General features: G+C 45.7%; 20 protein-coding genes. 2 read left to right on the forward strand and 18 right to left on the reverse strand.

What is annotated here, in order from left to right:
* Position 1: 1 nt before the first annotated feature.
* From nuoL to nuoE, 8 genes are read right to left on the reverse strand one after another with little or no spacing between them, the layout of a single operon-like run.
* On the reverse strand, positions 2 to 1,858 hold the full coding sequence (gene nuoL, locus B0182_RS00560) for an NADH-quinone oxidoreductase subunit L (protein WP_078273080.1): 1,857 nt from the start codon (positions 1,856 to 1,858) through the stop codon (positions 2 to 4).
* Positions 1,859 to 1,864: 6 nt separating this feature from the next.
* Positions 1,865 to 2,215, reverse strand: a complete 351-nt coding sequence (nuoK, locus tag B0182_RS00565) for an NADH-quinone oxidoreductase subunit NuoK (RefSeq protein ID WP_078273081.1) — start codon at positions 2,213 to 2,215, stop codon at positions 1,865 to 1,867.
* Positions 2,212 to 2,838: an NADH-quinone oxidoreductase subunit J gene (gene nuoJ, locus B0182_RS00570; protein ID WP_078273082.1), complete on the reverse strand. Its 627-nt coding sequence runs from the start codon at positions 2,836 to 2,838 to the stop codon at positions 2,212 to 2,214. The genes nuoK and nuoJ overlap by 4 nt, the downstream gene beginning before the upstream one ends.
* A complete protein-coding gene (gene nuoI / locus B0182_RS00575; protein WP_078273083.1) occupies positions 2,835 to 3,383 on the reverse strand; it encodes an NADH-quinone oxidoreductase subunit NuoI in 549 nt (182 codons plus the stop codon). The genes nuoJ and nuoI overlap by 4 nt, the downstream gene beginning before the upstream one ends.
* The gene (nuoH, locus tag B0182_RS00580; RefSeq protein ID WP_078273084.1) at positions 3,384 to 4,412 is read right to left on the reverse strand and encodes an NADH-quinone oxidoreductase subunit NuoH; all 1,029 of its coding nucleotides are present in this window, start codon (positions 4,410 to 4,412) and stop codon (positions 3,384 to 3,386) included.
* On the reverse strand, positions 4,413 to 7,529 hold the full coding sequence (gene nuoG, locus B0182_RS00585) for an NADH-quinone oxidoreductase subunit NuoG (RefSeq protein WP_078273085.1): 3,117 nt from the start codon (positions 7,527 to 7,529) through the stop codon (positions 4,413 to 4,415).
* A gap of 1 nt (position 7,530) precedes the next feature.
* A complete protein-coding gene (nuoF, locus tag B0182_RS00590; protein WP_078273086.1) occupies positions 7,531 to 8,949 on the reverse strand; it encodes an NADH-quinone oxidoreductase subunit NuoF in 1,419 nt (472 codons plus the stop codon).
* A complete protein-coding gene (gene nuoE / locus B0182_RS00595; protein WP_078273087.1) occupies positions 8,946 to 9,455 on the reverse strand; it encodes an NADH-quinone oxidoreductase subunit NuoE in 510 nt (169 codons plus the stop codon). Before nuoE ends, nuoF begins: the two co-directional genes overlap by 4 nt.
* Positions 9,456 to 9,511: 56 nt before the next feature.
* On the opposite strand from nuoE, the gene B0182_RS00600 reads away from it, so the two are divergent.
* Positions 9,512 to 10,228, forward strand: a complete 717-nt coding sequence (locus tag B0182_RS00600; RefSeq protein ID WP_228157694.1) for an AraC family transcriptional regulator — start codon at positions 9,512 to 9,514, stop codon at positions 10,226 to 10,228.
* Between the two features lie 45 nt (positions 10,229 to 10,273).
* Here the strand turns inward: B0182_RS00600 and B0182_RS00605 are convergent, their stop codons facing one another.
* The 10 genes from B0182_RS00605 to purL form a co-directional block, all read right to left on the reverse strand.
* Complete coding sequence (locus tag B0182_RS00605; protein ID WP_078273089.1) at positions 10,274 to 11,569, reverse strand: S41 family peptidase; 1,296 nt, start codon at positions 11,567 to 11,569, stop codon at positions 10,274 to 10,276.
* Between the two features lie 30 nt (positions 11,570 to 11,599).
* On the reverse strand, positions 11,600 to 11,818 hold the full coding sequence (locus B0182_RS13770) for a hypothetical protein (RefSeq protein ID WP_143821628.1): 219 nt from the start codon (positions 11,816 to 11,818) through the stop codon (positions 11,600 to 11,602).
* Between the two features lie 168 nt (positions 11,819 to 11,986).
* Positions 11,987 to 12,232 carry a hypothetical protein gene (locus B0182_RS14115; protein WP_158079583.1) on the reverse strand — a complete coding sequence of 82 codons (246 nt, stop codon included), beginning with the start codon at positions 12,230 to 12,232 and terminating at the stop codon, positions 11,987 to 11,989.
* Between the two features lie 90 nt (positions 12,233 to 12,322).
* Positions 12,323 to 14,071 carry an NADH-quinone oxidoreductase subunit C/D gene (nuoC, locus tag B0182_RS00615; protein WP_078273091.1) on the reverse strand — a complete coding sequence of 583 codons (1,749 nt, stop codon included), beginning with the start codon at positions 14,069 to 14,071 and terminating at the stop codon, positions 12,323 to 12,325.
* 73 nt (positions 14,072 to 14,144) lie between these two features.
* Complete coding sequence (locus B0182_RS00620) at positions 14,145 to 15,065, reverse strand: DMT family transporter (protein WP_078273092.1); 921 nt, start codon at positions 15,063 to 15,065, stop codon at positions 14,145 to 14,147.
* The gene (gene gntB / locus B0182_RS00625; protein WP_078273093.1) at positions 15,058 to 15,999 is read right to left on the reverse strand and encodes a guanitoxin biosynthesis L-arginine gamma (S) hydroxylase; all 942 of its coding nucleotides are present in this window, start codon (positions 15,997 to 15,999) and stop codon (positions 15,058 to 15,060) included. The genes B0182_RS00620 and gntB overlap by 8 nt, the downstream gene beginning before the upstream one ends.
* 53 nt (positions 16,000 to 16,052) lie before the next feature.
* Positions 16,053 to 16,721 carry an NADH-quinone oxidoreductase subunit B gene (locus B0182_RS00630; RefSeq protein WP_078273158.1) on the reverse strand — a complete coding sequence of 223 codons (669 nt, stop codon included), beginning with the start codon at positions 16,719 to 16,721 and terminating at the stop codon, positions 16,053 to 16,055.
* Between the two features lie 79 nt (positions 16,722 to 16,800).
* The gene (locus B0182_RS00635; protein WP_078273094.1) at positions 16,801 to 17,289 is read right to left on the reverse strand and encodes a DUF2004 domain-containing protein; all 489 of its coding nucleotides are present in this window, start codon (positions 17,287 to 17,289) and stop codon (positions 16,801 to 16,803) included.
* A gap of 22 nt (positions 17,290 to 17,311) precedes the next feature.
* Positions 17,312 to 17,917 carry an NADH-quinone oxidoreductase subunit A gene (gene ndhC, locus B0182_RS00640; protein WP_078273095.1) on the reverse strand — a complete coding sequence of 202 codons (606 nt, stop codon included), beginning with the start codon at positions 17,915 to 17,917 and terminating at the stop codon, positions 17,312 to 17,314.
* A gap of 193 nt (positions 17,918 to 18,110) precedes the next feature.
* The gene (gene purL, locus B0182_RS00645; protein ID WP_078273159.1) at positions 18,111 to 22,037 is read right to left on the reverse strand and encodes a phosphoribosylformylglycinamidine synthase; all 3,927 of its coding nucleotides are present in this window, start codon (positions 22,035 to 22,037) and stop codon (positions 18,111 to 18,113) included.
* 267 nt (positions 22,038 to 22,304) lie between these two features.
* Between purL and B0182_RS00650 the strand changes: the two genes are divergently transcribed.
* Positions 22,305 to 22,973 carry a FixH family protein gene (locus B0182_RS00650; protein WP_078273096.1) on the forward strand — a complete coding sequence of 223 codons (669 nt, stop codon included), beginning with the start codon at positions 22,305 to 22,307 and terminating at the stop codon, positions 22,971 to 22,973.

Below are 22,973 nucleotides of genomic sequence, written 5' to 3' on the forward strand. Positions count from 1 at the left end.
CTTATACCACCATCATCATTGCCAAGATTAGTACCACAGCAAGCCCCACGCCAAAGCTCACCGCATGAGAGCCTAATCGCCCTGTTTGGGTTTTTACCAACAGCTTGTTGCCAAGTTTGACCCCAAAAGGCAAGATATTCCAAAGTTTGTCCACAGGGTCGCCCTTTAAGAATTTGCAAATTGCCAAAAACGGCTTGACAAACACAAGGGCATAAAGAGCGTCAAAACCCAGTCCGTGATAGCACCAATAAGTACACGCCCCACCAAAGGCAGAATTTGTCCATTTTGTCAAAATCTTACCCTTGTCAAGCACATACAAAAAGTACGCCAACGCCAAGCCAAGTGCGGTTACGCCCACAGCGATAATCTCGGCGGTGTGCTTGCCGTCTGTAAGGGTACTACCCACGCTCGCTGGCAAGACATTTGCCAAAGGCGGATGAATCCACGCCCCAATCCCTGTCGATAGCACCAGTAGCACCACCAAAGGCAAGGCATAGCTGACACCAGACAACTTCTCGCCATGCGTTTTTTCTTGTCCAAAGAACACAAGATAAATCAAACGAAAAGTATAAACAGCCGTCAAAAACGCCCCAAACACGCCTGCCCAAAACAGACTCATGTGTCCTGTGGCATAAGTTTCCCACAAAATCGCTTCTTTTGAATAAAAGCCAACCGTTACAAAAGGCAAGGCAACCAACGCCCCACCACCAACGACAAACGACCAAAACACAAGGGGGATTTTTTTACGCAGACCACCCATCTTAAAGATATTTTGCTCATGATGAGTTGAGATAATCACCGCTCCACTGGCTAGGAATAGCAAGGCTTTAAAAAATGCGTGCGTCATCAAGTGAAAAATCGCCACTTGCCACGCCCCAACGCCCAAAGCGATGAACATATATCCAAGCTGACTCATGGTAGAGTAAGCAAGCACACGCTTAATGTCGGTCTGTGCCAACGCACAAAATCCTGCCACGAGCATAGACAACGCACCAATACCCCCCACCCAATACAAAAGCATCTGAGGGGTCAGCACAAACAACGGGTGCATACGGGCAATCAGATATACCCCTGCCGTTACCATGGTAGCCGCGTGAATCAGAGCCGAAACAGGCGTAGGACCCGCCATCGCATCGGCAAGCCAAGTGTGCAGTGGAATTTGAGCCGATTTACCAAACGCCCCACCGATAAGCATTGCCACGATAAGCATAAGCATGGGATCATTGACAGCGAACATGGTGTCGGCTTTGGCATTGATGGCGGTCATGTCAAGCGTACCAAACACCACAAACAACAAAAACAGCCCAATCGCCAAAAACACATCGCCAACACGGGTTACGGTAAATGCCTTGATAGCGGCCCGTCCATTGGCTCGGTTGTGATAATAAAAACCGATAAGTAGGTATGAGCAGATACCCACGCCTTCCCAACCCAGATAGAGTAGGAGTAAGTTATCCGCTTGTACAAGCAATAACATACTTGCCACAAATAGATTTAGATAACTAAAAAAACGGGCATATCCTGTCTCGCCTTTCATATACCAACTGGCAAACAGATGAATCAAAAAGCCCACGCCTGTGATGATGGCGGTCATGGTCAAGGACAAACCGTCCAACGCCAAGCCAAATTTTGGGGCAAAACCGCCCACCGAAAACCACGTCCACAGTGTCGTAAATACCGTCTTATCACTGCTGTTTGCCAGATAATCTATGCCCACAACTGCCGTGGTCAAGGCGGACAAACCCATGACTCCCACGCCGATTATCGTGGCAAGTTTTTCTGAAATTCTATTTCGCCCTGTGGCTAATATCAAAAAGCCAATCAAGGGGAAAATAAAGGTCAATGCTAACAAATTCATACCGCCCTACCCCTTTAATTCACTGGCATGATTGACATCAAGGCTTCTAAACCGATGATAAAACTGCAACAGTATGGCAAGCCCTATCGCTGCTTCGGCTGCCGCCAGCGTCAAGACAAAAATAAACATAATCTGCCCGTCTGCCTTGCCCCACATATTACCCCCCACCACAAAGGCAAGGGCAGCGGAGTTCATCATAATCTCTAAACTCATAAGCATAAACAGCACATTTCGTCTTGCCATGACCCCAACCAAGCCAATGACAAAGAGTATCGCCGAGACAATCAAGGCATGATGAGCAGGCACGCCAAGACTGGCAAGCTCTGCCGTTTGGGTTGCCGTTTGTAAAGAACTCATGATTTACCCCCTTGTTGTTGGCTAAATACAGGTGCATCAGGCTGGCGGTTTGGTGCATCATTGTTTGGGTCATCTTGATAATGACTCACGTTTTCATCATCTAGGGCTTTTTTACCCAAATGATACGCCGCCACCAACGCCCCAAGCAATAGAAATCCTGCCACTTCCACAAGCAAGACATATTGGGTAAATAGGCTGATGCCCACGTCCTTTACACCAATGGTGTTATCTTGTAACATAGTGCTATCCCCTGCGGTCAAAAACCCAACAAGCACGCCACCGATGATGAGCGTCATACAAAACGGGGTTGCCCACGCATTGGCAGTCAGCCACGTCTTTTCTTCTGTCGTATCCGTGCCTAAGTTTAACATCATAATGACAAACACAAATAAGACCAAAATCGCCCCAGCATAGACAATCATTTCAAGCACGCCTGCAAATGGAGCTCCGATGATAAAGAAAATCCCCGCCACCGCCAGCAGGCTCACTATCATGGATAAAATGGCATGGACGGGATTGGCGTGCGTAACCACCCTTAGGCTTGCCCAAATCGCCACCAGCGACAAGGCATAAAAGCCTACCGCATCGCCATTTGCCAAAAACGCCTTTAACACATCAATCATGGCAACAAACTCCGTACATTGACAGGCTCTGCTTCACGCTCGTGCGACCCTTTGGGCTTATCGTCTGTTGCCACGCCTGTTACTCGATAATAGTTATATTCTGGGTATTTGCCCACGCCACTAATCAGCAAATGCTCTTTTTCATAGACAAGATTTTGGCGGTTGTATTCGCCCAATTCAAAATCAGGGGTTAGCTGAATGGCGGTGGTCGGACAGGCTTCTTCGCACATACCACAAAACACGCAACGGCTAAAATTGATACGAAAAAATTCAGGATACCATCGACCGTCTTCACGCTCCGCCTTTTGTAGGCTAATACAGCCCACAGGACACGCCACCGCACATAGGTTACAGGCCACACAGCGTTCATCGCCGTCAGGGTCTCTTGTTAGTACAATTCGCCCACGAAAACGGGGCGGTACAGGTACAGGCTGTTCGGGGTACAAAATCGTGTCTCGTGGACGCAAGGCATGAGAATTTACCATCCACATAGAGCGTACAATGGTAAAAATGCCTACCGCCGTATTTTTTAAAGTTGCAAACATTTAATTCACCATCAAAATCACAAAAGCAGTCATCAAAAGGTTTAGCAAGGTTACAGGCAAACACACTTTCCAACCAAAATTCATCACTTGGTCATAGCGTGGACGCATGAGCGAGCCACGAGCCAACACAAATAAGGTCATAAAAAACAAGGTCTTAATCAAAAACCAAAACACAGGCGGAACAAAGGGTAGATCTAGGTTAAAAGGAGCAAGCCAGCCCCCAAAAAACAAGCAGGTCATCAAGGCACTAATCACCACGACATTGACATATTCACCAATAAAAAACATACCAAATTTCATGCCTGAGTATTCCACATGATAACCCTCGGCAAGCTCTTGCTCGGCTTCTGGTTGGTCAAAGGGGTGTCTGTGCGTAACCGCCACGCCTGCCACCACAAAGGTCAAAAAGCCCAAAAACTGCGGAATGACGTTCCAGACGGTTGTTTGAGCTTCTACAATCTCACGCAAATTAAACGAGCCTGCCATCGCCACCACGCCCATTAGCGACAAGCCCAAAAAAACCTCATAGCTAATCGTCTGAGCCGCCGAACGTAAACCGCCAAGCAGCGAGAACTTATTGGCACTTGCCCAACCGCCAAACATAACGGCATACACAGCAAGCCCTGCCATGGCAAAAAAGAACAAAATGCCAATGTTCCAATCCGCCGCCCCAAGCGTGGGCGATAGCGGAATAATGGCAAAACTTGCCAAAGCGGTAAACATGGCAATGGCAGGGGCGAGCGTAAACAGGCGTTTGTCGGCAAAATTGGGTGTCCAGTCTTCTTTAAAAAAGATTTTTAGCATGTCCGCCACCAGTTGTAGCGAGCCTTGCCAACCGACCCTATTTGGACCATAGCGGTCTTGCCACAGGGCAAGCATGCGCCGCTCATAGACAATCATGAGTGCTGCCGTGATGACTAGCCCCAAAAAGATAATCAAGGTCTGGGCGGTCATAAAAATAAGCGACCACCACTCAAACGACAAACCGCCAAGCCACGACGGCACATCAGGAATCACACGAATACTCATTTATGCCCCCACTTGCATTGCTAACGGTGCGTTATTAAACCCAGCTTTTGGCGTAAAGATATTTTCACGCTTGATATTAGCGAGATTTGCCACGCTTTTTTGATATTCAGGCACATAGACAGGCGTGTCGGCTTCCGCCTTTTTGACGGTTGTCGGCACACCGACCATAAACGGCACAAGCCCGTCAGGATAGCCGATACAGCCGTCCGCCACATAGTCCGCCACGTCCACAGGCAGGGTAATCTCTATCCCATGCTGGGCAAGGGTTAGCTTATCGCCTGCCTTGATAATCCAGCGCTTGGCATCATCATCGCTGATTGTCCATGTGGCAGGCTTGATTTGACTTGCCACCACAGGGCTACGGCTTGCCATGCGTGAGCTTGCAAATAGATTATGCACAGGCACAACCACCGCACGACCGTCAAAAATGCTCGTGCTTATCATGCTGTCAAGCTCGGCTTTGTCAAATACCGTCTCAACTTTTGGCAAGTCATCAAACAGACGAATGCCGACATCTCCGCCTTTTAGCCGTCCGCCCACTTTGTCTTGGAGCTTGTTCCATGCTTGGGGTGAGTTCCATCCTGCACTCCACGCAAATGGGATAAGGCTTGGGTCAGTCTTATCGCCCACATAGCCTTCCATGGAGAACGTCAAACCACTGTCTAAGTCCTTAGGTTGCATGGGTTCGTGGATAGAAATGGGCGAGCGTAACACCGTCCGCCCCGAATAACGGCGTGGCTCACGGGCGACTTTTAGCCCTGTAATGCGATAATCCGACTCAGGGGCAACGTCTTTGATTTGGGCAAGGTATGGATAATCGGTGATAAGCTCATCAATGACATCATCAAGATGATACCATGTTGGCTCATTATTGCTATTTGTCAAACTGGTGCCAATCAAGGCATTAGCGACAGCGTGTAGCCAACGCCAACTGTCTTTTAGCTCGCTGTTTGGCTCATAGTATTTTTTGTCAAAACTGGCAAAAAACCGTCCTGCTCGCCCTTCGGCAGACACCAGCGTGCCGTCGCTTTCTGCAAATGACGCACTTGATAGCACCATATCGGCTTTAGTGTGCCAGTCATAAGACTGGTGATCTAGGACGATGAGCGTTTTTTCGGTCAATTTGTCAAATTGGCTTGGGGCAAGATTAGCTAAGTCATGTTCTAGCACCACTACCGCCTCAAATTCTTTTGCCAAAATCTCCTCTATCGCCTGTCCGCCAAGCAAGTTTACGCCCACGCTGTTCGCCTCTGGCATGGCAACGTACACGCCTGTTTTGTCGGCATATAGAGTATTTATTTTTAATAAACGGGATGACAGTTCTTTTTCAAACTCATTGGGGTCTCGCTCTGTGGTGTGTGTGCCGTCCGTTTTGGCATCTTTATCAGGGTCAATGAATTGACGAGCCACTTCATCACGGATTTTGGCGTTTTGCACTTCCACAAATTCACGCTCCACATGGGCGATTTTGGCACGTTTGGCGGTCAAGGTTTGGGCAATATAGCCTGTCGCTTGTACGATTGCTTTTGATGACAAGCTGGTGCCTGTGATAACAAGTGGACGGTTCGCCATAATCAAATCATAAGCGATATGATGAGCCAAGAACTCCATTGCCATGTTCTCATCTATCACAAGATTTGGCTCTTGTTCTTTGGCAAAAATGGCGTTCTCGCTTTTGCCAATCTCATCTAGCGTATCGGCATAGCCCTTGATGATGTCGCCCACCATAAAGCCCAGTTTGGCGATGTCGTTTGGCGTGGCAACGGCAGACACTTTGGCGATGTCGGACAGCTTGGTATCCACCACGCTCGCCACATAAATGGGACTGTACGCCTCTTGCCCGATACGCTTGACAGGCTCGGCAAGCCAATGCTCGGTTTTTAGGGCGGTTGCCATTTGGCGGGCCTTGTTTTTGGACGCTTGACGCACCGACAGGGCGACACGGCTTGCCGTTTGGGTCAAATCCTCACCCAGCACAAGCACGCTATCTGCCGTCTCAATCTCTGCCAAAGACACATTATGCACATCTTTGTGGCGTAACAGCGCCACGCCCAAACCCACCACGTCTTTGACAACCGCTCGCTCGCCTGTGCTGTAATAATCGCTTCCGACCAGTTTTTTTAGGGCAAAATTACTCTCCAAACTTGCCCGAGCCGAACCAATGCCGATGACGTTTTTGCCTTTTAATAACTCCGCCACGCTATCGACCGCAAGGCTTGCACTGGTTTTGACAAATTGTCCGTTTACATTTTGCACAGGCTGGGTTGGGCGATCGCTACGATTGACATAGCCATAGCCAAAACGCCCACGGTCGCACAAAAAATAGCCGTTTACGTCATGGTTATAGCGGTTTTCAATACGTCTAAGCTCGCCATAACGCTCGCCTGCCGAGATGTTACAACCGCTTGAACAACCGTGGCAAATGCTTGGGGCGTATTGCATATCCCATTTGCGGTTGTAGCGGTCTGAGTGCGTTTTGTCGGTAAATACGCCAGTCGGACAAACTTCGGTCAAGTTACCACTAAATTCACTCTGTAACTGTCCGCTCTCTTCACGCCCAAAATAGACACGGTTATTTGACGCATACACCCCAAAATCCGTGCCACCTGCGTAATCCTTATAAAACCGCACACAGCGATAGCAAGCGATACAGCGGTTCATTTCATGATTGATAAACGCTCCTAAGTCTTGGTTGTGGTGCGTGCGTTTGGTAAAGCGGTAACGGCGTTTTCTATGTCCGCTCATGTAGGTCATGTCTTGCAAATGGCAATGACCACCCTCCTCACAAGTTGGGCAATCGTGGGGGTGGTTGGTCATCAAGTATTCCACAATGCTTTTGCGAAATGCCTTTGCCTCGGCATCGTCCACCGAAATCCAAGTATCGCTTTTTGGCGTAGGGGCAATCATACAGCTCATGACCAACTTGCCACGTCCTGCCTGATAATCCTCCTCGCTCATGTACTGCTTGACCGCACATTGACGGCACGACCCCACCGAACCCAAGGCAGGATGATAACAGAAATACGGCACGTCAATGCCAAGCGACAGACACGCCTGCAATAGGTTGTCCGAGCCGTCCACGTCATAGGTTTTACCGTCTATATGAAGGATTGCCATGTTATGCCCCTACCTTGTTGTCTTGTGGCTCTGATTTGCCCACTTTTGCCTCAAATTCATGACGGAAATAGCGTAACGCACTCATGAGTGGCTCCATCGCCCCTGGGGCATGAGCACAAAAGGTCTTGCCAAGCCATAAATCTCGTGTCAGCTCGGACAATTTGTCAATGTCGTCCGCTTGCCCTTGTCCGTTTTCCATCGCATCAAGGATTTTTACGCCCCACGGCAAGCCATCACGGCAAGGGGTACACCAACCGCATGATTCTCTTTGAAAAAACTGTTGTAAGTTTCTAGATAGGCTTACCATGTCTTGCGTTTCATCCACGACCATCATAAGACACGTCCCAAGGCGTGAACCTGCCTTCATAATCGGGTCAAAATCCATGACAAGGTCAAGGTGCTCATCGCTTGCCGTCAAAAAGTCGGTACTCGCTCCGCCAGGTAGCCACGCCTTTAAGGTTAAGCCGTCCTGCATACCGCCAGCAAGATCAATCAGCTCACGAGCGGTATAGCCAAATGGCACTTCCCACAGCCCTGCGTCCTTGACACGACCGCTACACCCCATAATCTTAGTGCCAGGGGTAGTAGATTTGCCTTTGGTGTTTGGCAAGGATAAATACCACTCCACCCCATTTAACAAAATGGCAGGCATGTTGTTTAAGGTTTCAACGTTATTGACCACCGTTGGACGACCCCACGCCCCTGATACCTGGGGAAATGGCGGTTTGGTGCGTGGGTTGGCACGGCGACCCTCCAAACAGTTGATAAGAGCCGTCTCCTCGCCACAGATGTACCGCCCTGCCCCTGTGTGAACATGCAATTCAAAGTTAAACTCCGCCCCCAAAATACCCTCGCCTAGCAAGTTATTGGCGATACATTCGTTAATGGCGTTTTGTAATCGTTCGGCGGCTAGGACATATTCGCCACGAATAAAGATATAGCCCACGCTCGCCCCAATGGCATAAGCGGTAATGAGCATACCCTCAATAAGCTGAAACGGAATCCGCTCCATAAGCAGACGGTCTTTAAACGTACCAGGTTCCATTTCATCGGCATTGCAAATCAAATACCGCACGCCACCGTCAGGCGGAGTCATAAACGTCCATTTTAGCCCTGCGTTAAAACCAGCACCGCCCCGCCCACGCACATTGGCGGTTTTAATCATTTCGCCGACTTCTTTGGGCGTTTTGGCAAGGGCATTTTTTAGCCCTTTAAAGCCGTCCAAGGCTTCATAATCTGCCAATGTCAGCACTGCATCATGATGATACAGTCGCCATGTCAAAGGGTGCGTAAGCGACGTCGGTGCTTGACCGTCCGCCAGTCCTACGCCCCAGATTGGCGTTTTTTGGCGATTTAGTTGGCTTGGGGCAAGTCCGTTTTTACGAGCATTGATTTGCTCGGCGACATTTGGTTTATTCATGCGTATTGCTCCAACAATAGACTGACCTCAGACGGCAACACAGGTCCATAAGTATCCTCATCAATCAGCACGCTCGCCCCCTTATCGCAGTTGCCAAGACAGCAAATGGGAAGCAGGGTAAAACGACCGTCTTTTGTGGTTTGCCCATAATCAATGCCAAGCTCACACTTAAAAGCGTCCGCCAATGCCTCATAGCCGTTCAGATAGCAAGCGATAGAATCACAAATCAAAATCACATGGCGACCGACTGGCATCCGATAAATGCGGTTAAAAAATGTCGCCACGCCCTCCACGTCCGCCACAGGCATGGACAGCATATGGGCTATGGCGTGGACTTGGGCATCGTCCACCCAGCCGTTACGCTTTTGGACGAGTTTTAGGGCATCAAGCACCGCCGCCCTCGGTTGTGGGTAGTGATGAATGTGATGATGAATGCCGTCAATTTCTTGGGGCGTTAAAATGGCGTGAATGTCTACTTTGGGGGTTTTGTCGGTTACTATTTTCATAAAAGACCTTTTTTATGAACAGCTTGCGAAGCTGGCTACATCTGCTAGCTAAATTCATGTATTGTAACATAAACTTACACAGTGTTGCGTTCAAATTTTACACAAAGTTACCGTGCAAAATTTTGTGTAAGTATTTAGTAAGAATTGTTCTTATTTTTCTACCGTCCACCGTGCCATATCCTTTTGCCCAAAGGGGCGGTAAAACTTGCTGCAAAAACACAACTCACATTTTAAGGGCGGGGGATATTGCCTTGTTTTGTGGGATAGCCCACTGCATACAAAATGCCAATGCTGACACACATCGCTTGATTGATGCCACTTGTGCTATCCAAAGTATGTCAGGGGCATTTTTGGTCAATCAAGTTGGCAGCCAGACCGATTGCACAATGCTGTGCTTAAATTTTTATACCGACAAACACAGTAGCTTATTGGCAAATCTGCCAGATTTTTTTATTGTAACCTTAAATGAACAAACACTGCATCCGTTGGTAAAGTTAATTAGTAATGAAGCTCAAAACCCCAATCAAATTGGCAATGCGTTTTTGGTGGATAATTTAGCCCAATCAATACTAGTATATATGTTGCATGCTTTGCCTAATGAAAAATTAGGTGGTGTATCAAAGGCATATCAGCACCCTAGGCTGTCAGAATTGATTACCCAAATTGCCATTGAGACAGGGTTTGGCTCACAAACCAATTTTAATCGTGCATTTAAAGCACATTATGGCATATCTCCAAGCACTTATCGCCTAACGCCAATATCAATGCAATAACATCAAAATAACAAAAGCCATTTAAAACAGACAAATGATACGCCACTAATGCGATGATAATGCCAACTGCACCGCATGCTGTATCACAGGGTCGTTTTTGGCGACATTGACATCGGTGGGGAGCGTAAAGTTTGGTGGATTTGCCACCAGTATATCAGGCTGTGTGCCGACAATGGCATTTATCGTGCCGTCTGGGGCAAGCCCAAGCTGTTTGGCATAGCGGACAGCAAAATGGGTGTTGGGCAAAATCGTAATCATGGGGTCAGTGCCTACGCCATCGCCACGAGTGGGCGTCCCCACCAAAGTGGCAAACTGTGTGTATTTTGCAAAAATCGCCAAAGTTTCTGCCGAACTGTACACATCGTTGTCCACCAATAGATAAATTTTACCGCCAAACCCAATGCCGTTTGGGTCCATATCCACACGCAAAGGCTGAACTTCTTGATAGGCAAATGTATCCAAAATCCGTGCCAAATCTGCCGACACAGGCAACGCCTTTGCCACCTGCGTGCGGTCAATGTCGGTCATCGCGGGGCGAGTGGCTTTGTAGGCGTCCATGTGCGTGCCTTGTTTAAAAAAGCTATACAAATCAAGCGACAAGGGGCGAGCTGTGATGGCAGGCAACAAAAACTGCGTCCAATAGCGAGTATCGCCCCCTGCATTGGTGCGAATATCTATAATCAAAGCAGGATAATGTTTGATTTTTTGCAAATAACGCATCACAGCGTGGCGTTCGTCCATATCCAGTAGACTCAAATGGGTCAGCTCACGCACCGACAAATAGCCCACCTGATTGGGTACAACATCAAACATCTGCACATTGGCAGGCACAGCAATTTGGGCATCAATTTTGGCAATTTTATCACGGCGTGCTTGTTCTTCTTGGGATTTGGTCATACCAATTTCGGTAGCATAGGCTTGTTGCAAGCGTTTATCACGAGTCAAATGGGTATAAATCTGCCAGCGATAATCGTCGTGATTGCTTTGACTATAAATGCCAATGGCGTATTGCACATCGGCTTTGGTCATCATATGGGTGTGTTCGTTGTCCAATTTGTCAAGCACATCGTTTAACAAAAAGAAAAACTCGGTGGGATTTTTTGCCTGCATAATATGGGCTTTGTGCTTGGCATAATCAGCAACAAAATCATAGCCTGTGGCGTTTTTTTGGGCTTGCAATAAGGGATATTCTTGTTTGATTAAATCAAACACATAGTCAAAATCTTCTGCTTTTTGTACTTCAAAGGGCTTGGGATTGGGTTTGGGGGCTGGGTCATAAAATACCCAAGCGGTGAGTGCCAATAATGTAATGATTAGGGGCAAGACAATGGCTTTTTTCATTTTTTTAACCGTTCAATATAAAATACTGGTTTATAATAAATCACGCAGTGAACTTATTACCCCAAAACAGGCAAATGCCAATAACACCACCGCCGATAGTATCATACTTATTTTGATAAAGATGCCATTGGCAATTTTGGCAAACAAATAAGCGTATAATAACAACAGGCCATAATCCAATACCACCCAAGTCAAAGTTAATATCACTGCTGAGATAAGCTTATCATAAGCGACTGCAAAAAAAAACAAAATGACTTTGAATTTTTATTAATATTAATCAATATTGATATTAATAAATCATTGAATTGATTTTTTAATTTTATTTTTGGAAATACATGATTTTTATTTTGATTTTTAATGCTTGGCAATCACAAAGATAATGGCAACGACACAAAATAAAACGATGATTAAATAATGTCACATACCACTCACTTGATACAATAAGCCACTTACCATAATACAAGCGGCAAAAATGCTGATTTTTAAACCTGTTTGGCGATTGTCTTGTAAATGGGTCTTGGTGTTATTTGGGACAGTTTTATTGGCAAGCACAGACATCAAACCAACAACACCAATAATAACAAATAAAATCAAGCCAAATACTGTTTTGCTAAGCCCTCCATTTTCATATAAATACACAATAGCAAAAAACCAAAAAGCCAATACCGCCAATCAAATTGATCAAAAATCTACCCATAAACTCCCTTAGGTTTTTAGTGGTGCATAATCATAAAAATCACACACCATTAACTATCACCTATCACAATCCGCCATCACAATATCAATACTTGCCAAATAAATAATCGCATCTGATACCAAAGAGCCGTTAATCACAGACGGCATTTGTTGCAAGTGGGCAAAGGTTGGGGTACGGATACGAGTGCGGTAGCTCATCGTTGAGTTGTCGGACGTTACATAATAGCTGTTTAGCCCTTTTACGCCTTCTACCATACAGGCACTCTCCCCTTGTGGCATGACAGGCCCCCACGACACCGACACAAAGTGGTTGATGAGCGTTTCAATGTCTTGTAAGGTGCGGTCTTTTGGCGGCGGCACGGCAAGCGGGTGTTCGGCTTTATACGCTCCGCTTGGCATATTATTTAGGCATTGCTCAATGATACGCAGTGATTGGCGAATCTCTTCAATTTTTACCAAGCAACGGTCATAGGCATCGCCGTTATAAAAGACAGGCACATCAAATTCAAAATTCTCATAGCCCAAATACGGACGGGCTTTACGCAAATCAAACTCCACGCCCGTGGCACGCAGACCTGCCCCTGTTACCCCCCACGCTAGGGCGTGTTTGGCATCGTACTGGGCAACCGCTTGCGTGCGTCCTTTCAGCACCGTGTTGGTCATTGTCGCCTTAAAGTACTCATCAATGCGTTTTGGCATCCAATTTAAAAATTCTCTCACCAATCTGTCCCAGCCATTTGGCAAATCCATCGCCGTACCACCAATTCTAAACCACGCAGGGTGCATCCGATAGCCCGTTACCGCCTCAATGATGTCGTACGCCTTTTGACGGTCGGCAAACATATAAAACACAGGGGTCATACCGCCCGCATCTTGGATAAACGTCCCCCAATAGAGCAAGTTATTGGTAATCCTAAATAATTCACTCATCATAATGCGAATGGTGTTGGCTCGGTCAGGCACCGTGATGCCAGCAAGTTTTTCCACCGCCATAATGTACGGAAGTTCATTCATCACCCCACCCAAATAGTCAATGCGGTCGGTGTAGGGAATGAACGAATGCCAAGTCTGACGCTCCGCCATTTTCTCCGCCCCACGATGATGATAGCCAATATCAGGGATACAGTCCACAATCTCTTCGCCGTCCAGCTGTAACACCAGACGAAACGCTCCGTGTGCGGACGGGTGGTTTGGACCGATATTTAGGAACATAAAGTCTTCGTCTCGCCCTGAGCGTTTCATTCCCCATTCTTCGGGGACGAATCGTAGATTTTCTTGTTCAAATTGCTGTTTGGCGGTGTTCAAAAAATACGGCGTAAACTCGGTCGCACGGGCGTGATATTCTTTACGCAGTGGGTGTCCTTCCCAGTATTTGGGCAATAAAATGCGTGTCAGGTGCGGATGTCCGTCAAACACCACGCCAAACATATCCCACACCTCTCGCTCATACCAGTTGGCATTGGGGTAGATTTGTGTGGCGGACGGAATACTCTCGCCCTCACGCAAAGCGACTTTAATGCGAATGTCCGAGTTTCGCTCCAAACTCATCAGATGATAAAACACCGTAAAATCGCTGGCAGGTTGCCCATAGCGGTGCTTACGAAGCCTTTCATCAATGGCGGACAAATCCACCAGCATCACAAAAGGCTTGGGTAATTTACGCAAATACAGCAATAAATCAAGCACTTGGGCTTTGTCCACCCACACGGTCGGAATGCCGTCAGCGGTCTCTTGGACGGTCAGCCCTGTAAACTTAGAGTTTAATTCGGTTAAAATCTCAAAATCGTGAATGTGGTGAATGCTCATAATACCAACTTTTGTTTGTGTTTGTTAATTTGTTTAACTTAATTTAATTTGGTGCTTGCGGTTTAAAGCGAATTTATTTAGTTATTTTTGCCAATAAACTTTGGTGCATTTGGTTGATTAGAACAATGCCCATTATAATAAAAATCGCTCCAACAAAAAATTGATAGGTTGGCAATTCACTTAAAAACACCCAAGCCATAACAACTGCAAAAATAGGTTCGGATAATTCTGTAACCTGCACTTTTGCTGCTGTCAAATAATTTAAAGCCTTAGTTGTGCAATAAAATCCCAGTATGGTGGGCAATACTGCTAATGCCAATACATTCATTACAATCAAAGCATTCCAATCAATGTGGTGTATGTTATTTAAATAAGGAAAAAATAAATACATACTACCGAACATCATAAATAATCTCGTTAAATAAATTCCACCATTTAAAGAGAATTTTTTTACCAAAACCGAAAAAACACCATAGCCACTACCTGCCGTAATTGCATTTAATAGCATATTTAAATTACTACCACCAGACCACGATATTGCAAATATTCCAATAATCGCCAATAATGTCCCTAAAATAGCGGAAATTGTTAATTTCTCGTTTAATAAAATCTTCCCAAATAGCAATGCCGAAACAGAGGCGGAAGCCATTAAAACAACCACAACATTTGATGCAAAACCATATTGATAAGCGGTTGTTTCAAAGAAAAATAACACAAAAATACCCAAAAATGCACAGATAGCTATTTTAGTCAGTAGATTTAACCAATTTAAATCTGATGTTATTTCACTATTAACAATTTCTTTTTTTTGTACTGATAATGGTTTATTAGCCAAAACCAAACTCAATATCACAAAAGCACAAACCGTCTTAAAAAAAGCAATATCTTGTGGACTTAACCCATTTTGTAGCAAAACCTTACTAAATACCCCAATGGACGCATTAAGAGCAGCAGCCGATAATGCCAACAAAACTCCCAACATTGCCTTAGACATACTCCCTTCTCCATAACTGTTGCCACATAGAAGGGTTTTTATTGCTAGAAATAAAAATTCCGCCAAATCTTTCATTTATGGAACGATACTCATCATCTTGCATTAAAATATGATGAGCTTTTTTTAAGTTCCAAAATGGAATAGCAGGAAATAAATGATGAATCAGGTGGTAATTTTCTCCGTGCATTCCAGTAAAAAAATGCTCCATAAAATGACTAAAACGATTTCTTGAAATTTCTATATTACTTTTAGCATAAGCAATCATAGGATAATGTTCAGCCAATTCAATAAACCAAGTTATCATTTGAAATACAGTAAAGTAAGGCAAAAGCCAATATAATAAATAAAATTTATATCCAACAAAATAAGTTCCTATTGCAAAAAATAAAATATGAACCAATAAAATTTTTAACAGTTCTTTTTTATTTGCACTAGACATCAGACGATTTACAAATAAATATTTTATATTTGAAAATAATTTTAAACATAAAATTGGAGCAATAAAAAATCTCCAAAAAAATTCTCTTTTATTATAAGTATCAAAAACACCTGATGACTTATAGTATTCATAATCAGGGTCTAAATCCGTACCTATTTTTGGGTGATGATTTTTGACGTGCGATTGCGCATAACTATCCCAGCTTTGAAAAATTAGATAACCTGAAAAATAAGTCCCAAGTATTTTTCCAAACTTTTTATTTTTCGTTAATGCAGAGTGAGATGCTTCGTGTAATATTGTAGCCAAAGCCCTTTGGCGACTACCAATAATTAGCAAAGTTAAAGGTAAAAACCAATAAGAGTATTCACTTAATGCAATAGCAAATACAATCAAAGCAAAATCCACACCCAATGCAATCGGGGCGTGCCAATTATCATACACATAAAGAGATTTAATCTGTTTTAAAATTTCTCTATCAAACTTCTTATGTTGCATTACATGACCCCTTGTCAATTCCTAGTTAATGAATTTTACTCACAAAACAAAATTCACTCCACATTATCAGGACTTCTTAAATTCTTAACCGCAATCCTTTCCGCATTTTTTCTATCCCGTTCTGGGGTCATAATCGGCTGATACACGCCTTGGTCAAGATGAATGCCAAGCGGACGGCGTTCTTTTTGGATAGACTCTTGTAGGAGCATAATCGCCTGAATCAAGGCTTCTGGGCGGGGCGGACAGCCGGGGATATAGACATCCACAGGGATAATCTTGTCCACGCCCTGCACCACCGAATAAATGTCGTACATACCGCCCGAGTTGGCACACGCCCCCATTGAGATGACCCATTTGGGTTCTAGCATTTGCTCGTACAACCTAAGGATAACAGGTGCCATTTTGACAAAACAAGTCCCCGCCACAATCATCACATCGGCCTGACGGGGCGACGCCCGAATGACTTCCGCCCCAAAGCGAGACAAGTCGTGTACGCCTGTCAAAGTCGTGGCATATTCCACATAACAACAGCTTGTGCCAAAGTTAAACGGCCATAAGGAATGCTTGCGACCCCAGTTGGCGGCGGCGTGGGCAAGATTTTCAAGATTGCCCAAAAAGATGTTTTTTTCAACTTCGTCAGTGGTAATGTCGTCCACCACTTGACGAGTGGTGTAGGGATATTGGTTGACGTTTTCATTGGGGCGGGTTAGGGTGTATTTCATAATCATCTTTTAAATTGCTGGTTATTAAACTGGCGGATTGGGCTTGAATTGATTTGATAAATTTAAATTTAAAAAAAAATTAACTTTCCCAGCTTACTTTATTAAAATTACCGTCCAAATCAAATTTAACCGCTAAAATTTGGTCGGATTGTTCTGGGTCGATCATATAATCCATTACAATTTGACAATCTTCGCCATACCAACTGCTAACCGATTGCAATTTTAATAATTTAACAAAATTTTCATTGGTTAAATCATCATTTTCAATCAATGCCGTTAATGTTGGCAAATCATATTCATCAATCTCATCAACATAATAATTGACAAAATAATCATCGTCATTTAAATAATTAACAAGTTCAATGACCGCTTTTTGGTGAAGTTTGTCAATATTTTGAAAATGATTGGCGGATTTATCCAAAAATTCTATGGTGGGTTTGGTATTTTTATCATCTACCCACAATAGAATTTCAATCGGATTTTCATTGATTTGGGGAATATGAATTTCATTTTCCCAAATATACAAATTATCAAAATTTAATTCGCCAAAATAGGAATGGGTCGTCATTTTAAATTTCCTTATTTAATCATCAATCAAACTTCTGCGTGGTAACTCGTCCTGTGTCATTGATATGGTCAATATTTGCCATGTCAGCTTTGTCTTTTTCAAGCACCGCTTGCAAGTCTTTTCGTCCTGCAAAAATCCGTCCTGATGATTGGGCAGGGACTTTGCCCGTAGGGTCGGTGTGCAAATCGTCAATCGTGGTAAAGGCGGTAATGCTCGCCAAATCAAAGTTGGCAGGACGCTCATAAATACGCTTTTTCTTGACACGTTTGTCGGCAGGCGCCCAGTTCATCGCCCCAAGTTTCATCTCATAGACAAGCCCAACAAACAAAATGGCGATAAAGACAAAGGCGGTCGCAAACCCCATCCAGCCCACTTCTCGCACGCTGACCGAATAGGCATACAAATACAAGGCTTCTAAGTCAAAAATCACAAAGAAAATCGCCACTAAATAAAATTTGGCAGACAAACGAATACGGGCTGACCCTGCTGAGACCACCCCTGCTTCAAAATTTTCTTGTTTTTGGGAACCTGATGAGCGACCGCCAAGCAAGCGCGGCACGACAAGCATAAAGACGACAAGCCCTAGACTGGCAAGTAAATAGACAATGGCTGACCATTCGGCTGGCATAAATCACCCCATGTGATTTTATGAAAGTAGATTATAATAAAGCATCCGCTAATCCTGACAGATTAACCCTACAATTATAGCATATTTTGTAAAATTATTTAAATAAAAAATAACCACGTCAGTCATTGGATAAATTTGGCATTTTCACAAAAAAAACACCGCCAACATGACGATGTTTTTTTGGCTTGGGTTGTTATCGTAAAAACGCACGGGCATTACGGAACAGTCGCATCCATGCCCCGTCTTTGTCCCACTCGTTCGGTTTCCATGAGTGATTGACCGCACGTAGTGTCCGCTCTGGATGTGGCATCATGAGTGTTACTCGCCCATCATTACTACAAATGCCTGTAATGCCTTGGGGTGAGCCGTTGGGGTTTAGAGGATAATGCTCAGTGGGTCGCCCCTGACTGTCCACATAGCGTAGGGCAATCTGACCGCTATTTTCTAACTCAAAAATCGCCTTGTCATCAAGGTTGGCAAAGCCTTCGCCATGTGCCACTGCAATCGGCAAAATACTGTCTTGCATACCCTTTAACAGCACTGATTTGGTGCGTTCCACACGCACATTGACCGTACGAGCCTCAAAACGTGCTGATACGTTGGTGCTAAATCGTGGGAAATACTCCGCTCCGACCATCAAGCCTTTGAGCTGGCTCATCATCTGACAGCCGTTACACACGCCTAGAGCAAAGGTCTCGGGACGATGGAAAAATCTGGCGAACATCATAGACAACTCTTCGTGGTGTAACACGCTATTTGCCCAACCCGAGCCTGCCCCTAACACGTCGCCATAACTAAATCCGCCACAGGCTACTAGCCCATCAACATCACGCAGATTGACACGTCCACTCATGAGGTCGCTCATGTGCACATCAAGTGCGTCAAAGCCTGCCAGTTTAAAGCCTGCCGCCATCTCCAAATGACCATTCACGCCCTGTTCACGCAAGATGGCGACTTTAGGTTGGCTGGTGCGAGCATTGACATACGGAGCTTCTACGGCTTGATTTAGGTCGTAATTTGCCTGTGCAATCAGTCCGTGATGGTCGATGTCGTTGATGAGTGCAAACTCTTGGTCGGCACAGACAGGATTATCACGCAAGCTAGCGATGGCGTGGCTGACTTTTGTCCACTCATTTTGTAAATCGCTACGCATGAATTCTAAGTCCACAGTGGCTGTCTGTATGCTTAGAATGTCTTGATCGGCACCGCCAGCAGGGGTTTCAAAAACTTGTCCGATTTCACTCATCAGCTCTGACACGCCCATACTGTGTGCCAACTCTTCAAAATCAAAAGCGTATTCAGGCAGCACCTGCACCACCGCCCCCAACTCTTCGGCAAACAGCTGTCCTAAGACGTTATCATCATCAAGAGATAGGTTAATGGCGACACGGGCAGTGAACTGCATCTCCGCCACGGTGGCAATCAGTCCACCATCAGAGATGTCATGATAGGCACTGATAAAGCCTTGCTTATTGGCACTTTGGATAAACTCAAAAAAACGTCGCAAATCATCGGCACTGTCCACATCAGGACAGTCATCGCCAAGCTGACCCAATGTTTGGGCAAGGATAGAGCCACCTAGACGGAATTTACCTTTTGATAAGTCAATACGATACAGACGACTGTCCGCATTGATAAGCTCAGGTGTTAAAGTTTTGTTGATGTCTTGAACAGGAGCAAAGCCTGTGATGATAAGACTCATGGGCGATACCACCGCCTTGTCCACGCCATCATCTTGCCAGCTAGCACGCATGGACAAGCTGTCTTTGCCCACAGGAATGGCAATACCTAAGGCAGGGCATAGCTCCTCACCTACGGCATGCACCGCATCATATAACGCCACATCTTCGCCATCATCACCGCACGCCGCCATCCAGTTGGCAGATAAGGTAATGTCGGATATCTTGGCGATATTGGCACTGGCTAAGTTGGTAACCGTTTCGCCCACTGCTAGGCGTGCTGACGCTTTGGGACTGATGAGCGCCACAGGCGTACGCTCGCCCATCGCCATCGCTTCGCCCGTATCGGCAAGCAGTCCTGTCATCGTCACCGCACAGTCCGCCACAGGCACTTGATAACGCCCCACATACTGCTCACGCACCACCATGCCCGTGATAGAACGGTCGCCGATACTAATCAAAAATGATTTGCTTGCCACGGTCGGATGTCTTAGCACATCTCGAACAGCACTGGCAATGTCTGGCTCATCGACATTTAGGGTTGTTAGCTGAACATTTTGGCGACCTACCGAACGCTTCATCTTGGGCGTACCACCCAGTAGCACTTGCATGGGCATGTCCACGGGTTGCTCTGGTAGTAGCTCGTCATTGACTTTAAGCTGACGTACATCGGTTGCCACGCCCAGTATGGCAAAAGGACAGCGCTCACGCTCACAAATTTGAGTAAATAACTCCTCGTCCTTAGGGTCAATGGCTAGCACATAACGTTCTTGGGCTTCATTTGACCAAATTGCCATAGGCGACATGCCACGCTCTAACGATGGCACTTTTCTAAGCTCTAACACCGCCCCAAGCTCATGGTCATCCACCAGCTCTGGCATGGCGTTAGACAACCCGCCTGCCCCCACATCATGAATGGAGACAATGGGGTTATGCTCCGCCTCCATCGCCCAGCAAGTATCAATTACCTCTTGGCAACGGCGTTCCATCTCGGCATTATCACGCTGTACACTAGCAAAGTCTAGCCCCTCATCTAGGCTACCACTGTTCACTGAGCTTGCCGCCCCACCACCTAGACCGATTTGCATGGCAGGACCCCCAAGCACGATGAGCAAATCACCTTGCTTGATGGCATTTTTTTCCACCAAATCACGCTTGATATTACCATAACCGCCGGCAATCATGATCGGCTTATGATAACCACGCATTTGACTGCCGTCATGCATGACACTGGTATCAAGCTGAAAACTTCTAAAATATCCCGTCAAATTAGGGCGACCAAATTCGTTACTAAACGCCGCACTGCCTAGTGGAGCGTGAGTCATGATTTCTAGGGCAGATGCCATACGTTCTGGCTTGCCGTATGCTTTGGTCTGAACCTCCCATTTTTCGGGCATTTCTGGCAAGTGCAAATGCGACACGCTAAATCCCACCAAACCTGCTTTTGGCTTACCGCCACGCCCTGTCGCTCCTTCGTCTCGTATCTCACCGCCCGAGCCTGTCGCCGCCCCTGCATAGGGAGCGATGGCTGTTGGGTGATTGTGCGTTTCTACTTTCATCAAGATATCAATAGGCTCTTCATGAAAGTCATACTCATGCACGCCATCACTATTTTTATTGACATAAAAACGCTTGGCAGTAAAGCCTTCCATAACCGCCGCATTGTCTTTATATGCCGACAAAATATCCTCAGGCGAGGTTTCATGGGTATTTTTAATCATTTTAAATAATGATTTGTCTTGTTTTTTGCCGTCAATCGTCCATTCAGAGTTAAAAATCTTATGACGGCAATGCTCGCTGTTGGCTTGGGCGAACATCATGAGCTCCACATCAGTGGGGTTACGAGCTAAGATGTTAAAATGCTTGACCAAATAATCCATGTCTTCATCCGACAGGGCAAAACCAAACTCACGATTTGCCTGCACCAATGCCGAACGCCCCTGCCCCATGATGTCAATGTGTGTGAGGCTGGCAGGTTTGTCATCGCCAAACAGAGCCTTGACCGCTGATAACTCATGGCTTAGACTTTGGGTCATGCGGTCGTGCAGGATATTTTGGGCGACCTGTGGCAGTTTGCGTGGTAGCTCGCCCTCGCCTGTTAGTGTGAACAATACCACACGCTCGACACGCTCAATGTCCACCCCACAGTTTCTAAAAATATCGGTCGCTTTGGACGCCCACGGACTAATCGTGCCAAAACGTGGCGACACCACCACTTGACGTTCGCCCTCGCTTGCCTTATCCTCATCAAACTCCAAGCCGTCATTTAAGAGACTCAACGCTTTTTGGCGTGCATCAGCCGTCAGATAGCTAGGAAAAACATAAATCTGCTGTGACTTGATGGCACGGATGGGTAAATTGGCTTTGGTATTTAGCTCTTTAATGAGAGCGTCTGTCTGAAACTGGGTTAAAAACGGCTTTCCAGCGATGGTCATCATGATGGTTATTCCCCACAATTTGATGGATAAGAAAAATGACAAACAATATAAAAGCAACGAGCAATTATCAGCACGCTATTTTAACAGATTCTACCCCGATTATGCCAATGCTTTACTGATATTTTTTAAATTATTGGGAGGCATTGAACGCTTGTGGTACAATTTGCATTATAGAAATATGTTAGAAACAAAATGCTGTTTTTGGATGGAAATTTTGGCTTTTTTAGACAAAAAATGCTACAATAAGCCAAATTTTATCCCCATGTCATCATGTCAGCGACCACCCCAACCCCCAATACCCCCCAAACCACTGCCAACATCAATGCCAATGTTTGGTATAAAAACTACATGGTCATCGTGTTTGTCATCGGACTGCCACTCATTGTGGTAATTTCTTGTGTTTTCTTTATCGTGCACGCCTTTAAAATCAAAGACTCGCCCGTGCGTGATGATTGGTACATGGACGGCAAAAGCCTCTATCAAGATGCCTCCAAAGATAAGCTCGCCCATGATTTGGGCTTATCAGGAATCATGCGATTGGACGGCACGCCTGATGATTATGCCGTGCGATTTGAACTAAAATCCGCCCAAGCCATGAGCTATCCTGCCACGCTCAATGTCAAAGTTTCACACGCCACCGACAAAGCCAAAGACCGTGATTTTGTGCTGACCTACCAAAGCGACAATCTATATACCGGCAAGTTCACCCTTGACCCCCTGCCTGCCAAATACTATCTTGACATCAGCAATGATGACCACAGTACTGCCAAGATAGAAGCTGGTTCATGGCGACTGACCCACAGCCAAAAACTGCCTGCCCAAAACGTGGCGTTTTTGCCTTTGACCGCCTTTGATGATGAGCGTCAAGCCCTGCCCGACCAACGAGACAAACGCCACCAACAGCACACCCCCGACACCATACCACCATTGGCACAATAA

This window comes from Moraxella bovis (assembly GCF_002014975.1).
Classification (GTDB): domain Bacteria; phylum Pseudomonadota; class Gammaproteobacteria; order Pseudomonadales; family Moraxellaceae; genus Moraxella; species Moraxella bovis.